Origin of the sequence: Paenarthrobacter sp. 4246, from assembly GCF_040546855.1 — a bacterium.
GTDB lineage: Bacteria > Actinomycetota > Actinomycetes > Actinomycetales > Micrococcaceae > Arthrobacter.
In genome coordinates this window covers 282,503-294,962 of record NZ_JBEPOP010000002.1, presented here as the reverse complement: position 1 = coordinate 294,962, position 12,460 = coordinate 282,503, and the positions used below count along the sequence as shown (strand labels likewise).

Below are 12,460 nucleotides of genomic sequence, written 5' to 3'. Positions count from 1 at the left end.
TGTCCTAGCTGAGCTTGGCGCGGATGAAGGCGCTGACCCGGTCGATGATGGTGACCAGCACGACGATGCTGATGATGATGGCGCAAAGGTGTCCGTAATCGTACATGCGCATGGCGGTAGTCAGCTCCAATCCGATGCCGCCTGCACCCACCAAGCCTAGGATGGTGGCGCCGCGGACGTTGCCTTCGAAGAGGAGCAGCGTGTAGCTCACCAGCAGGGGCGCAGCTTGGGGCAGGACGGCGTAGCTGATGATCTGGCGCTTGTTGGCGCCCACGGCGGTCAGTGCTTCCACCGGCCCTGGTTGCACGGATTCCATGGCTTCGGCGTACACCTTGCCGATGGATCCTACCGAGCCCAGCACGATCGCGAGGATGCCCGCGAACGGGCCCAACCCAACAGCCGAGACGAACATCAGCGCGAAGATGAGCTCCGGGACGGATCGCAGCACGTTCAGCACAGCCCGGCAGGAGGCGTAGACCCAGCGCGGGGCGATGTTGCTGGCCGCGCCGAAGCTCAACAGCAGCGATGCAAGGGCACCGAGGACTGTGCCCACCAAAGCCATCTGCAGGGTCTCGACGAGAAGCTTGATGATGATGCCGAACTTGTCGAATGTCGGCGGGAAGAGGCGGCCTAGGAAGTTGCCCATGTTGGGGATGCCGCTGAGGAGTTTATCGGGGTTGAACCCGGCGCCCATTCCGGCCCAGACCAGCACGACGGCGACGATCACCCAGAGCGCGGCTCCGCGCGGTGTGGGGAGACCGAAGGGACGGGACAGGCGGAGCCGGTCGGCCTCGGGGAGGCTGGTATTGATGGTCTTGGATGCATCTGCGGGGGCTTCAGTTTTCGAGGAGCTCAGTGTCTGTTCCATAAATCTGGTGCACCTCCTTTTCGGTGATGGTGGTGGCGGGACCGGCGAAGACGAGCTCGCCCGAGTGCAGGCCAAGGACGCGGTCTGCGTAGCGGCGGGCGAGGCCCACGACGTGCAGGCTGACGATCACGGGGATCTGCTCCTCGCGGGCGATGTCGCGGAGCAGCCCAAGGATGGTGCCGGCGAGCCGCGGGTCCAGGGAAGCGACCGGTTCGTCGGCGAGGATCAGGCGCGGCTGTTGCATCAAGGCGCGGGCAATCGCGACGCGCTGCTGCTCACCGCCGCTCAGGCTCCGGCACGGCTGCTTGGCCTTGTGCGCCAGGCCCACGCGGTCCAACAGTTCCAACGCCATGGTCCGCTGCGCCCTGTTGAACGTGCCCAGCATGTTCAACGGCCCTGCCGAGTGCAGTCCGCCGGTCAGCACGTTGGTGAGGGCGGTCAGCCGCGGTACCAGATTGAAGTGCTGGAAGACATATCCGACGTCGGATCGCAGCTCCCGCAGGCCGGTGGCATTCAGTTGGGCTACTGAGCGGCCGGCTACTTCCAGCGCGTCAGCAGTGAAGGGTGCGATGCCAGTGAGGGTTTTCATGAGCGTCGATTTGCCAGAGCCGGAGTGACCCAGCAGCGCTACGACTTCGCCGGGATAGACGTCCAGATCGATGCCTGCCAGCGCTACCTGCTCGCCGTACTGGACCCGTAAGCGACGTGCGCGGACGGTGGGTGTCCCGGCGGGGGCGAGTTCCGCCGTCGTGCTTTCTGTTGGTGACATGAGGCTCATCGGAGGTCCTGAAGGTCCACGCCGATGGACTCGGCCACGTCTACGAGGGGTGCGTACGTGCTGAACTCCGGGTCTTTGGCGGGCTCGCCGGTGATGCCGAAGGTCTTGGACACCTTCTCGTTGCCGACCATCAGCGCAGGGAGCTTGGCTTTGAGGGCTTCTCGGGCCTCGTTGTCCAGGTCCTTGCGCACCACGATGGAGATGCCGACCGGGATGGGATCGGACTTGGCAATGATGGTGGTCTCTTCCTCCTTGATGAGGCCCTTTTGGACGAAGGTGGGGTAGAGCTGGCGGGCGGTGCAGGCGACGTCCACGTTGCCGTTGGCCAGTGCCAGGATTGCCGAGTCGTGGGAGCCGGCGAACGTGCTCTTGTAGTCGGTCCCGTCCGTGAGGCCGGCCTTGGCCAGGAGTGATTTGGGCATGAAGTAGCCGGTGGTTGAGCCGGGGTCGATGAAGGCAACCTGCTTGCCCTTCACCTCGGCCGCGGACTGGATGCCGCTGTCCTTCCGGGCCAGGCAGAAGCTGGCAGGTTCGGTGCTGGCGGGCCAGACCAGGAGCGGATCCACGCTGTCGGTCTTGTAGGCGAGAGCTGCGGAGAACTGGCTGAGGACTGCGACGTCAACGGATCCGTTGCGGACGGCTTCGACGACGCCGAGGTAGTCGGCCGGCTGGAGGTTGGTGACCGTGCGACCGGACGCATCGCCAACCATGGTGGCGAGGTCGGCCATGATGGCTTGCTCGTCGGGATCGTCGGTCCCTGGGGGAGTGGCGAAGACAATCTCGGTCTTGCTCTTGTTGTCTCCGGCCGCGTTGGCGTCTCCGGAACAGCCAGCGAGGGCGCCGATGGCCAACAGGCCGATGAACGAAGTTGCGATGATGCCTGCACGAGCGTGCATGGTGGTGCCTTCCGTCATGTGTTGGGGTGACGGAATTACGAAACCAGCAGTATCTGAATCGGAATTACGAGACTGCCGTACTTGAAATGGCGGGGAGGTTAACTGTTTGCGCTCTCCTTGAAAGTCCGCCCTGTGGCCCCGTTTCGTGACCCGAGGCAACCATGGAGCAGACTTAGGCGGGTGACCGTCAACAAACCCCGCCCCGGCCTCGCGATCGCTGCGCTGAGTCTCGGGACGGCGCTGAATCCGCTGAACTCGTCCATGATCGCCGTCGCACTGGTGGTCTTGAGGGAACATTTCGAGCTCGACGTCGCCACGGTCACCTGGGTGATCACCTCGTTCTACCTCGCGTCCGCCGCAGGTCAGCCGCTCATGGGCCGGCTCGCCGACCGCTTCGGCCCGCGCCGCCTGTTCATGTTCGGCATGGCGTTGGTGGCGGTCACCTGCGCCATCGCACCGTTCCTCCCCAACTTCGCGCTGGTCTGCGTTGCCCGCGCACTCATGGCTGTGGGGACCGCGACGGCGTACCCGTCCGCCGTCGTGATGGTCACCGAACTGAGCCGGCTGGCTAACCTGCCGTCCACGCGGCCGTTGGGCCGCATCCAGATGGCGAACACCTCGGCCGCTGCCGTCGGACCAGTAGTGGGTGGGCTGTTGGTGAGCCTGGTGGGATGGCAGGCGTTGTTCGCGATCAACGTGCCCATCGCCTTGCTGGCCATGATCGTGGTCTACAAAGTGGCACCCGTTGATTCCGGGCGTGAAACCGGCAAGCTCGGCCAACTGATCCGCGATTCCGACATCCCCGGCATCCTCGCGTTCGTCACCTCCCTGATGCTCGCCATGATGGCCCTGCTCAACGTCATGCCGGGATACCGCTGGTACCTGCTGGGCGCCGCCACCGTGATCGGCGCACTCTTCGCCTGGCGTGAGCTGCGCTTCCAGCCGCCCTTCCTGGACCTTCGCCTGCTCGGCCGAAACCGGCCCCTGCTGCTGGTCTACCTGCTTTTCGTCGTGTTCAGCGGGGTCTACTACTTTGCGTTCTTCGGCCTGCCGCAACTGCTGCAGGAAGCTGGACAGTACGACGCCGGTGTGGTCGGCCTGCTCATGCTGCCCCTAGCTGCGTTGTCGGTGGTGGTGACGCCACTGACGGTGAGGTTCATCGAGCGGTTCGGCGTACGTTCCGTCCTGATCGCCGGAGTCCTGATTCTGACGGTTGCTGCGGGAACGCTCGGCTTCCTGACCATGACGCTGTGGGCTCCGCTGGTGTTCGTGCTGACTGCGTTGATGGGCGTTCCCTATGGCGTGGTGAGCACTGCCTCCAACCAGGGCCTGTACGTGTCAGCCCGTCCCGAAGAAAGGGGAGTGGCCGCCGGAATCTTCCAGACCTGCCGCTACCTCGGAGCCATCACGGCCACCGTGTTGATCGGTGTCCTCTACGGCCCGGGCGTGAACCAGGCGAACTGGGGAATCATGGTCCTGGTGATGTTGGGTCTGAGCGCCGTGGTGCTGGTGCTGGCTGTCATGTGGCGAAAACCCGCTGTTTAGGGATTCAGCGGAATCAGCAGCGCCGCCGCGCCCGCGATGGACAGGGCGGCGCGCAGGTGGTTGGCCGGAACCCAGCCCCGCAGGAACTGGCTCCAATCCTGGCTGGAACCTTGGGCCAAGCGGTTGTTCAGCGGCACATTGATCGCCATGGTGGAGAGGAATCCAGCCAGGCAGGCCGCGGCGCCTGCCACCCGGAGCGGAGGCTGGCTTCCGGGATCGACGACGGCGGCGACCACCACGCCGGCGGAGGCGGCGGCCGAGCCGAAGAACAGGATCATGAATGGCGGGGTTACTGCCCTCCGGTTGATGGAGTTCATGGTGGGGGCCGCTTCACTCGCTGGCCGGTGGCGAAGGGCCGGCATCACGAGGGTGGAGAAAGCGAAGTAGAAGCCGCCCACCAGGGCCGAACCCGTTCCGGCTGCTACGGGAAGCCAGGTGCTAAAAGTTGTCATGCCTCAAGCCTGCCTTCCCCGGCGTGGACGATGAATGGTCAAGGATCCACTTTTCATACGTTTGCGTCTAGGCTGACCGCATGGACCCACTGTCGCAATTCCTCACCGGTCCTCGGGCCCAGGCGGCATTTGCCCTCCGCGTGGTGATGGATCCGCCCTTCGCCATTGACGTCCAGGACCAGGCCGCCCTGACAGTGATCGTGGTGGTGCGCGGAGAAGCGTGGATCACTGCTGACAGCGCTGAACCTCAACTCCTCCGGCAGGGTCAGGCGGCGACAGTCCGAGGGCCGGAACCCTATATCGTGGCTGATGCTCCCGGCAGGGAACCCACGGTAGTCATCGATGCAGAGCAGTCCTGCCGCACCCCCAGCGGCGAAAAGTTGGAGCTCACGTTTTCCCGAGGAGTGCTGACGTGGGGCAACAGTGCCGTTGGCGAAACAGTCCTGCTGATCGGCACGTACCAATCGCCGGCGGCCGTGGGCCAGTTGGTCACGTCAGTGCTGCCCAGGGTGGCGGTCTTTGGGGAAGAAGCCCTCGACGGCGGTCTGTTGGGAATGTTGGAACGCGAACTCACCCATCAACGGCCGGGGCAGGAAAGTGCGCTGGACCGGCTGCTGGATCTCCTCCTGCTGAACCTTGTGCGTGCCTGCGTGGACCGGGGAGACGCGCCCCATGGAACGTGGGCAAAGGCGTCCCGCGAACCAGTGGTTGCGCAGGCTCTCGAACTGCTTCACCAAGAGCCGGCGGCGCCGTGGACCGTAGCCGGGTTGGCGCTTAGGTGCCACGTCTCCAGGGCCAGCATGGCCGCCCGCTTCCGTGCCGCCGTCGGGCAGTCACCCATGGCGTACCTCAGTGCCTGGCGGCTGGCGCTGGCTGCCGACAGGTTGGCCTCCGGCAATGCCACTACTGCAGTCATCGCGGAAGAGGTTGGCTACAGTAATGCGTTCACGTTCAGTGCCGCGTTTTCGCGTGAATATGGCGTCAGCCCGAGTGGATACCGGCGGTCCGCGCAGGCGGCAAACGGCAGAACGGAAGACGCAGCTAAATCATCCGCAGGAACCGGCGCCGGTGAGCGTCGCGAAATGTAGCATCTGAAGGAGACGGCCAATAACCGTGCACTTCGGAGAAAGCGGAACACCATGTCACCCAGTCCCGATGGAATTGCCACCACCGTTAGCAAAACGTTCAGCCGCACCACCCAGGTGTCCACCACCGTCAACGCCAGCCCGGCCACCGTGTGGACGTTGCTGACCACGGCGTCGGATTATCCGCGGTGGAACTCCACCATCGTTTCGGTGGACGGCGACATTAAGCCCGGATCCACCATCCAGCTGGTCTCCACGCTGGATCCCAACCGCACGTTCAAGCTCAAGGTCAAGGAGTTCGAGCCCACCAGCCGGCTGGCCTGGGGTGACGCGATGGGAACCCGCGTGTACACGCTCACGGAAACCAACGGCGGCGGAACCCTGTTCGAGATGAACGAGCGCATCGGCGGGCCGATATTTCCGCTGTTCGCCAGCAAGATCCCGTCGTTCGACGCCAGCTTTGAACAGTTCGCCGCCGACCTGAAAGCTGCCGCCGAGAACACAGACTGACGTCAGAGGCGGGCCCCCTTGACTAAATAACTGAGTGAACTCATAATTGAGTTAAGTCAGTTAATTAGTCATCGGAGAACCCCCGTGAAAGCCTTCGTCCTCAACCAGTACAAGGAACCCCTGCAACAGATTGACGTCCCGGAGCCGGTGCTCGGTGACCACGATGTGCTGGTTGAGGTTCACGCGGCCGGCCTGAACCAGCTGGACGAGAAGATCAGGCAGGGGGAGTTCAAGCAGATCCTCCCGTACAAACTGCCGCAGGTTCTTGGCCATGACGTTGCCGGTGTGGTCCTGCAGGTGGGGCCCCAGGTGCGGTCCTTCTCGCCCGGCGACGAGGTATTCGCGCGCCCCGGCAAGGACAGCATTGGCACCTTCGCGGAGCGTATCGCCGTGGCCGAGGAAGACCTGGCCATCAAACCGGCCACCGTCAGCATGGAGGAAGCGGGCTCACTTCCGCTGGTGGCTTTGACGGCGTGGCAGGCGCTGGTGGAGCGCGGGAACGTTGGCCCCGGCCACAAGGTCTTCATCCATGCCGGTGCCGGGGGAGTGGGCTCCATCGCCATCCAGCTGGCCAAGCACTTGGGCGCAACGGTAGCTACCACGGTCAGCGCCGGGAACAAGGACTTTGCCCGCGAGCTCGGTGCTGATGTGGTGATTGACTACCGCACCGAGGACTTCGTGGAGATCCTTCACGACTACGACCTCGTCCTGGACAGCCTTGGCGGCGAGAACCTGGAGCGGTCCTTGACGGTCTTGAAGAAGGGTGGCAAGGCTATCGGCATCGCGGGTCCGCCGGATGCCGGCTTCGCCCGCCAGCTGGGTGGAAACCCTGTACTGCTGGGTGTGACAACCCTGCTGAGCTCGGGTATTCGCCGCAAGGCCCGCCGCCTTGGCGTCACCTACGAGTTCCTTTTCATGCGCGCCGATGGTGGCCAGCTGAAGGAAATTGCTGCGCTTATCGACGCCGGCCACATCAAGCCTGTGCTGGGACGCGTGGTGCCGTTCGATCAGACAGCCGATGTCCTTGCTTCCCTGGAAAAGGGCGGCGTCCGCGGCAAGACCGTCGTCAGCCATGTCTAAACCAACACCCCGACAGGACAACCATCATGAGCAATGAACAACAGCCGTATGTGCAGGTGCCGGCGAAGACGGTGACGGCCAACGGCGTCACGTATGCGTACCGGGAGATGGGTCCCAAGGGCGGGGTTCCGGTGGTCTTCCTGATTCACCTCGCCGGGACCATGGACAACTGGGATCCACGCATCATCGATCCCATCGCCGCCGAGCACCATGTGATCACCTTCAGCAACCGCGGCGTGGGCGCCTCCACGGGCAGCGTTCCGGACAGCATTGAAAGCATGGCCGAGGACGCCGCTGCCTTCATTCAAGCCCTCGCCTATCCTCAGGTGGATCTCTTCGGTTTCTCCCTTGGCGGCATGATCGCCCAGGCGCTGGTCCTCAAGCACCCGGGGCTTGTTCGCAAGATGGTGCTCGCCGGCACGGGCCCTGCCGGTGGGGAAGGCATCCAGAACATCATCGGAATCACCTACTACGACGTTCTTCGGGGCACCCTCACCCGGCAGGACCCCAAAGAGTTCCTGTTCTTCAAAAGGAACGCCGCCGGTAAGCCCGCCGCCCGGGCCTTCATTAATCGACTCAAGGAACGCACCACCAACCGCGAGGCACCCTTCAAGCTCCGCGCATTCCAGACACAACTGAAAGCCATCCGCAGGTGGGGACTGTTGCCGTCGGCCGATCTTGGTGTCATCACCCAACCGACGCTGATCGCCAACGGTGACAACGACCGCATGGTGCCATCCGTCCTCTCGAGTGACATGCACCGCCGGATTCCGGGCAGCGAACTGGTGATCTACCCCGACTCCGGGCACGGTGGCATCTTCCAGTTCCACGACAAGTTTGTCCCTGTAGCCCTCGAGTTCCTGGACCGCTGATACGGTAGCTCCATGCAACCTGCGCCCCACACCCTCGGCCGACGTGAGCGGAATAAGCAGGAGAAGCTTGAGCGCATCACCGCGGCAGCCCGTGAGCTTTTCACCCAGTATGGGGTGGATGAGGTCACCACCCAGCAAGTAGCTGAAAAGGCCGACGTCGGCTCGGGAACCTTGTTCCTGTACGCCAAGACCAAGGCGGAGCTGCTTTTGCTGGTGCACAACGTCAAATACGCCCAAGCGCTGACCAATGGGGTGGACGCAGCGGCCGCTGAAACGGCTGTGCTGGAGGCTGTGATGGCCATCATCCGGCCCATCATCGAGTGCAACCGCGTCCAGATCGAGAACGGCCGTACCTACCTGAAGGAAATCGTCTTCGGGGATCCCGCCGAGCCGCACCACGCAGAGGCGCTGTCGCTGACCATGCGCACGGAAGAAGCCATTGCCGACGTCCTGGGCCGCGACGAGCAACTGCTTGCCCGCGACCCCGCCAAGCTGGCACGGATCATCTCCGCGATCATGTTCATCAGCATGACGTCCTCGGCCACCAAAGAACTGACAGACGCCCAGGTTGGCGACGAGATCCGGGATCAGATCAGCGTGCTCCTGGGCGCCTGACTTCTTAGCTGGGCTTAGCGGTTGAGGAAAGCCTCGTGCTGGCGGTGGGCTTCGGTCACCTGCTCGCGGATCTTCTCCACATCCTTGGCCTTGTTCCGATACTTCAGCGGCATCTGAACGATCTGCGCCTCTTCCGCCGTCAGCGCGCGGTAGATGCGTTCACGCTCGTTCGCATCCGCGGTGTAGTCGAGGTCCAGGTAATCCACGGCATGGCGGCGGGCGTTGTTGATGGCCGTCTGGGCCTTGCCCGCCGGGCTGATCAGTGAGAGCACCACGGTGACGATCAGGACGCCGATGATCACACTCAGCGACAGGCCAGTGGTGATCTCGATGACGTTGACGTGCTCGCCGTCGTTGATGAACGGCAGGTTGTTCTCGTGCAGGGCGTGCAGGATCAGCTTGACGCCGATGAACGCGAGGATGGCTGCCAGGCCGTAGGAGAGGTAGATGAGGCGGTCCAGCAGGCCGTCGATCAGGAAGTACAGCTGGCGCAGGCCCATAAGGGAGAACGCCGTAGCGGTGAAGACGATGAAGACGTTCTGCGTGAGGCCGAAGATCGCCGGGATGGAGTCGAGCGCGAACAGGATGTCCGTTCCGCCGATGGCGACCATAACCAGGAGCATGGGAGTCAGGGCACGCTTGCCGTTGACGGTAGTGAAGAGCTTGTCGCCGTCGTATTTATCCGTGGTGTGGAAGAGCTTCTTGGCGAGCCGGATGATGAAGTTGTTGGCTTGGCCGTCACCGTGGTCGCCGGGCTTGAGCAGGTTGCCTGCCGTGAGCAGCAGGATGAGGCCGAAGATGTAGAAGACCCACGCGAACGAGTTGATCAGCGCGGCGCCCAGGAAAATGAAGCCGGTGCGGGCGATCAGCGAGAAAACGATGCCGAAGAGCAGGACCTTCTGCTGGTCCTCACGCGGCACCCGGAAGCTCGCCATGATGATGAGGAACACGAACAGGTTGTCGACCGAGAGGGCCTTCTCCGTGATGTAGCCGGCGAAGTACTCGGACCCCATTTGGCCGCCGCCGAAGATCAGCACCAGGACGCCGAAGAGCACAGCCAGGCCCACGTAAATGGAAGACCAGATGGCCGCTTCCTTGAGGGAGGGGACGTGTGCCTTACGGATATGGAAGAAGTAGTCGAAGGCCAAGAGCGCCAAAATGACGACGATGGTGATGCCCCAGATGAGGGGAGAGACGGTCATATGATCCTGCTTTCGTGAGGCGCGCGAGTGGTGTTGCTCACCGAGGGTCAAACTCTTGGAATCAAATTTACCGGGAGTGGTGGGGCGGGCGCTAACTAGACCGTCATGGGAAAGTACTTGACAATATGGAAAGTACTTTCCTAGGTTGGGGTCATTGATCCGCACAACTTTGGGGGAACCATGAACGAGACCACCGGAAATATGTCAGCAGCCGAGGCCCGCGAACTCCTTGCGAGAGCTGACTCAGTGGGTGCCGCCTCGATCAACGCAGCAGCCTGGCCCGTCGCCGTCCTGTTCACCAGCCTCGCCATCATGGGTTCACTGCTCATGATCGGGATGCACATCGTCGCCCATACCGGTTACGGCGCTGCGTTGCTGGCGTGTTCTGTCGGCGCCTGGGGTGCGATCTCCGCATGCATTTGGCCCATGTTCCAACGGTCCACCAAGGCCGGATTCACCAAAAGGTTCCTCACATCGCTGATCGGGTATTTCGCGCTGTACGTCGTAGCCCTGGTGGTTGGTGCCTACTTCTTCCGCGACGGAAACCTGTGGTTCTACATCCCGGCCGCTGTCGCGCTGGCCGGCATTGGCCTCGCCGCCGCCTTCCGTGAGCTGCGCGCATGAGCACTCCGGCGGAACACCCGCGCCACCAGCTCAACGAGGTAGTGCACTCGCCGGTTCGTTTCTCCATCATGGCTGCGCTGGCAAAGGCGGAGTCGTTGGACTTCAAGGACCTGCGCGATGCCATCCAAGTCAGCGACTCTGTCCTCAGCAAGCAACTGGCCATCCTGGAGAAGGCAGAGTTTGTGAAGATCAAGAAGAGCTTCGCCGGGAAGTTTCCGAGGACCTCTGCCAGCCTGACGAACGCTGGGCGGGGCGTGTGGGCAGCGCACCTGCAGACGCTGCGGGATATTGCGGGCGGCTGACCCGCCGCGGCGGTTCCCGTGCGAGAGCGCACGACGGCGACCGCGTTCGGCTTCGCGCCTAGGCGCCTGAGACCAACTCCCATTGTTCGTCGTTGTGTGGCCGGTGCCAATGCTGCCGCGGAAGCTCAGATTCCCTTGCGACATCCGTCAGCCAGATGGTGCTCCCGGGATCCCATCCTGCGATGACACTTGCGGTGTGTTCGCTCACCCTGATTGCACGGCCGGCAAGGCTAAGGTAGCCGGCGACAGTCAGGTGTACGGCATCCCACTCCGTGGCAGCTTGCTCCCAGTCGGGGATGACCCAGCGGCCATGGCGACCCGTGGTCCGGAACCAATCGTGCCGGCGGGACGCTGAGACCTCCAATGGGAAGGCGCGGCAGAGTTTGGTCCAGTCCTCTTCTGTGCGAATCTCCAGAATCCGGTCTGTCCCGCTGACGGGGATGGTGGTGGCTTCCGCCCAACCGAGGGAATCCTCCACAAGGCTGAGCCCCTCGGGGATTCGCGCCACTGTCTGGATCAGCCCGTGGGGGATCGACCACCACTCGCCACTGAAATTGGCGTGAGGATCTTGCGGTCGTTCCTTGGCCGCACGAATTTCCATGCCGCGTTCCTTCCGTGCCCACTCGGCCAACGTGTGCTGCGGGTTCCGGGGGAGCGGCGTGGGGTCGTTCGCTGAGCCCCAGTCGATGGCCCACTGCGCGGGTTGTGCCTTCTGGTCCCAGGACGCGGTTGCGGGTGATCCGACCACGCTGCGCGCGACGTGCGCCAAAGGTTCTGTGATCGCGTCGGTGGCGGCGAGGACGTCTTCGCCGTCGGGCTCCTGCCAGTATCTGGCGGTGTCAACGGAGCGCTGCAAAGCTCTCTGAACCAGCGCGTTAGTGATGCCCTTGAGATCCAAGGACGTGATCAATGCTGCGAGCTCATTCACGGTCGGCTCAGGCGGGGGAGGTGGTGTCTCGCCGGAGGAAACCATGGTCAACATCCTTCGTGATTTGCCAGCGCCAGAATCCAGGTTGTATCCGAGGTGGAATGCCGCGATCCGGATGTCCTGGTCCAGTTCCATCGCGAGTTCAAGACACAGGCGCCGCCCACGCGGTCCGCTTAGCAATTGCTCGACGTCTGGCTCCATGTCCCTCATCTTTGCAGCTGTAAACCCTGGCACGCTGAATCACGACGCCGGAACCCGCCTTGACTGCCTGCAGGCTGCCTGGCGCTTGAGCATGCTTTCAATGGTTTTACTGTGTGTCCAAGCCCCAGATTGCGAGACTGCCGCCGGGGCAAGAAACCAAGAGCAATCCCTCAGGACCATTGATGGTCCAGGCTTCGTACCGTCCGTGTGCCGAGACCTCAATGGCGCTACCGTCGGCGAAGTCGACATGTAGGCTTCCGCGGTCGTCAGCGAACCCCGCCGTGACTGAGGAACGTGCGATCGAGAGTGCAGGCCCCAGCTGGGAAGGTTCTCCGGCGGGATTAAGGCGGTGACTTAGGCCGGAAGCTGACTTGTAAATGAAATTATTCTCGACCCTGAGGACAATGCCGCCCTGCGTGTGAATGCTGAAGGCATAGTCGACCATACAACGGACAACGTCGTCCGGTCCGGATGTCGTTGGCCATGTCCAAAGCACATGTGA

Annotated in this window: 15 protein-coding genes; 8 read left to right on the top strand and 7 right to left on the bottom strand. The window is 63.1% G+C overall.

Going from position 1 to position 12,460, the window contains the following annotated elements:
- Positions 1-4: 4 nt before the first annotated feature.
- The 3 genes from phnE to phnD are packed head-to-tail and all read right to left on the bottom strand — an operon-like array spanning position 5 to position 2,542.
- The gene (phnE, locus tag ABIE35_RS04115) at positions 5-868 is read right to left on the bottom strand and encodes a phosphonate ABC transporter, permease protein PhnE (protein WP_354512616.1); all 864 of its coding nucleotides are present in this window, start codon (positions 866-868) and stop codon (positions 5-7) included.
- Complete coding sequence (phnC, locus tag ABIE35_RS04110) at positions 837-1,646, bottom strand: phosphonate ABC transporter ATP-binding protein (RefSeq protein ID WP_354512615.1); 810 nt, start codon at positions 1,644-1,646, stop codon at positions 837-839. The genes phnE and phnC overlap by 32 nt, the downstream gene beginning before the upstream one ends.
- Positions 1,643-2,542: a phosphate/phosphite/phosphonate ABC transporter substrate-binding protein gene (phnD, locus tag ABIE35_RS04105; RefSeq protein WP_354512613.1), complete on the bottom strand. Its 900-nt coding sequence runs from the start codon at positions 2,540-2,542 to the stop codon at positions 1,643-1,645. The genes phnC and phnD overlap by 4 nt, the downstream gene beginning before the upstream one ends.
- 180 nt (positions 2,543-2,722) lie before the next feature.
- Here phnD and ABIE35_RS04100 point away from each other — a divergent pair, with 180 nt between their 5' ends.
- Positions 2,723-4,087 (top strand): MFS transporter, encoded by a 1,365-nt coding sequence (locus tag ABIE35_RS04100; protein ID WP_354512611.1) that lies wholly within the window; start codon positions 2,723-2,725, stop codon positions 4,085-4,087.
- Here the strand turns inward: ABIE35_RS04100 and ABIE35_RS04095 are convergent.
- Positions 4,084-4,539, bottom strand: a complete 456-nt coding sequence (locus ABIE35_RS04095) for an anthrone oxygenase family protein (RefSeq protein WP_354512609.1) — start codon at positions 4,537-4,539, stop codon at positions 4,084-4,086. The genes ABIE35_RS04100 and ABIE35_RS04095 overlap by 4 nt on opposite strands.
- Before the next feature lie 80 nt (positions 4,540-4,619).
- Between ABIE35_RS04095 and ABIE35_RS04090 the strand changes: the two genes are divergently transcribed.
- The 5 genes from ABIE35_RS04090 (at position 4,620) to ABIE35_RS04070 (ending at position 8,701) form a co-directional block, all read left to right on the top strand.
- Positions 4,620-5,627, top strand: a complete 1,008-nt coding sequence (locus ABIE35_RS04090) for an AraC family transcriptional regulator (protein WP_354512608.1) — start codon at positions 4,620-4,622, stop codon at positions 5,625-5,627.
- A 51-nt stretch (positions 5,628-5,678) separates the two neighbouring features.
- Positions 5,679-6,134 (top strand): SRPBCC domain-containing protein, encoded by a 456-nt coding sequence (locus ABIE35_RS04085; RefSeq protein WP_354512606.1) that lies wholly within the window; start codon positions 5,679-5,681, stop codon positions 6,132-6,134.
- Positions 6,135-6,218: 84 nt separating this feature from the next.
- Entirely contained in the window at positions 6,219-7,214 is a 996-nt protein-coding gene (locus tag ABIE35_RS04080) for an NADP-dependent oxidoreductase (protein WP_354512604.1), read from the top strand.
- Between the two features lie 26 nt (positions 7,215-7,240).
- Positions 7,241-8,086, top strand: coding sequence for an alpha/beta fold hydrolase (locus ABIE35_RS04075; RefSeq protein ID WP_354512602.1), 846 nt, complete (start codon positions 7,241-7,243; stop codon positions 8,084-8,086).
- A 12-nt stretch (positions 8,087-8,098) separates the two neighbouring features.
- Positions 8,099-8,701 carry a TetR/AcrR family transcriptional regulator gene (locus tag ABIE35_RS04070; protein WP_354512600.1) on the top strand — a complete coding sequence of 201 codons (603 nt, stop codon included), beginning with the start codon at positions 8,099-8,101 and terminating at the stop codon, positions 8,699-8,701.
- Positions 8,702-8,715: 14 nt separating this feature from the next.
- Here ABIE35_RS04070 and ABIE35_RS04065 read toward each other — a convergent pair whose 3' ends face one another.
- Positions 8,716-9,903: a TerC family protein gene (locus tag ABIE35_RS04065; RefSeq protein WP_354512599.1), complete on the bottom strand. Its 1,188-nt coding sequence runs from the start codon at positions 9,901-9,903 to the stop codon at positions 8,716-8,718.
- A 180-nt stretch (positions 9,904-10,083) separates the two neighbouring features.
- Here ABIE35_RS04065 and ABIE35_RS04060 point away from each other — a divergent pair, with 180 nt between their 5' ends.
- Together ABIE35_RS04060 and ABIE35_RS04055 are read left to right on the top strand one after the other, a co-directional pair.
- Complete coding sequence (locus ABIE35_RS04060; RefSeq protein ID WP_354512597.1) at positions 10,084-10,527, top strand: hypothetical protein; 444 nt, start codon at positions 10,084-10,086, stop codon at positions 10,525-10,527.
- Positions 10,524-10,829, top strand: a complete 306-nt coding sequence (locus tag ABIE35_RS04055) for a winged helix-turn-helix domain-containing protein (RefSeq protein WP_089594042.1) — start codon at positions 10,524-10,526, stop codon at positions 10,827-10,829. The genes ABIE35_RS04060 and ABIE35_RS04055 overlap by 4 nt, the downstream gene beginning before the upstream one ends.
- A 58-nt stretch (positions 10,830-10,887) precedes the next feature.
- Here the strand turns inward: ABIE35_RS04055 and ABIE35_RS04050 are convergent, their stop codons facing one another.
- Entirely contained in the window at positions 10,888-11,958 is a 1,071-nt protein-coding gene (locus tag ABIE35_RS04050; RefSeq protein ID WP_354512596.1) for a hypothetical protein, read from the bottom strand.
- A 106-nt stretch (positions 11,959-12,064) separates the two neighbouring features.
- Positions 12,065-12,454, bottom strand: a complete 390-nt coding sequence (locus ABIE35_RS04045; RefSeq protein WP_354512594.1) for a DUF6188 family protein — start codon at positions 12,452-12,454, stop codon at positions 12,065-12,067.
- Positions 12,455-12,460: the final 6 nt, after the last annotated feature.

Bases quoted from the DNA above. Each gene is read 5' to 3' on its own strand.
- phnE (WP_354512616.1), bottom strand. From the start codon at position 868: ATGGAACAGACACTGAGCTCCTCGAAAACTGAAGCCCCCGCAGATGCA.
- phnC (WP_354512615.1), bottom strand. From the start codon at position 1,646: ATGAGCCTCATGTCACCAACAGAAAGCACGACGGCGGAACTCGCCCCC.
- phnD (WP_354512613.1), bottom strand. From the start codon at position 2,542: ATGCACGCTCGTGCAGGCATCATCGCAACTTCGTTCATCGGCCTGTTG.
- ABIE35_RS04095 (WP_354512609.1), bottom strand. From the start codon at position 4,539: ATGACAACTTTTAGCACCTGGCTTCCCGTAGCAGCCGGAACGGGTTCG.
- ABIE35_RS04090 (WP_354512608.1), top strand. From the start codon at position 4,620: ATGGACCCACTGTCGCAATTCCTCACCGGTCCTCGGGCCCAGGCGGCA.
- ABIE35_RS04085 (WP_354512606.1), top strand. From the start codon at position 5,679: ATGTCACCCAGTCCCGATGGAATTGCCACCACCGTTAGCAAAACGTTC.
- ABIE35_RS04075 (WP_354512602.1), top strand. From the start codon at position 7,241: ATGAGCAATGAACAACAGCCGTATGTGCAGGTGCCGGCGAAGACGGTG.
- ABIE35_RS04070 (WP_354512600.1), top strand. From the start codon at position 8,099: ATGCAACCTGCGCCCCACACCCTCGGCCGACGTGAGCGGAATAAGCAG.
- ABIE35_RS04065 (WP_354512599.1), bottom strand. From the start codon at position 9,903: ATGACCGTCTCTCCCCTCATCTGGGGCATCACCATCGTCGTCATTTTG.
- ABIE35_RS04060 (WP_354512597.1), top strand. From the start codon at position 10,084: ATGAACGAGACCACCGGAAATATGTCAGCAGCCGAGGCCCGCGAACTC.
- ABIE35_RS04055 (WP_089594042.1), top strand. From the start codon at position 10,524: ATGAGCACTCCGGCGGAACACCCGCGCCACCAGCTCAACGAGGTAGTG.
- ABIE35_RS04050 (WP_354512596.1), bottom strand. From the start codon at position 11,958: ATGGAGCCAGACGTCGAGCAATTGCTAAGCGGACCGCGTGGGCGGCGC.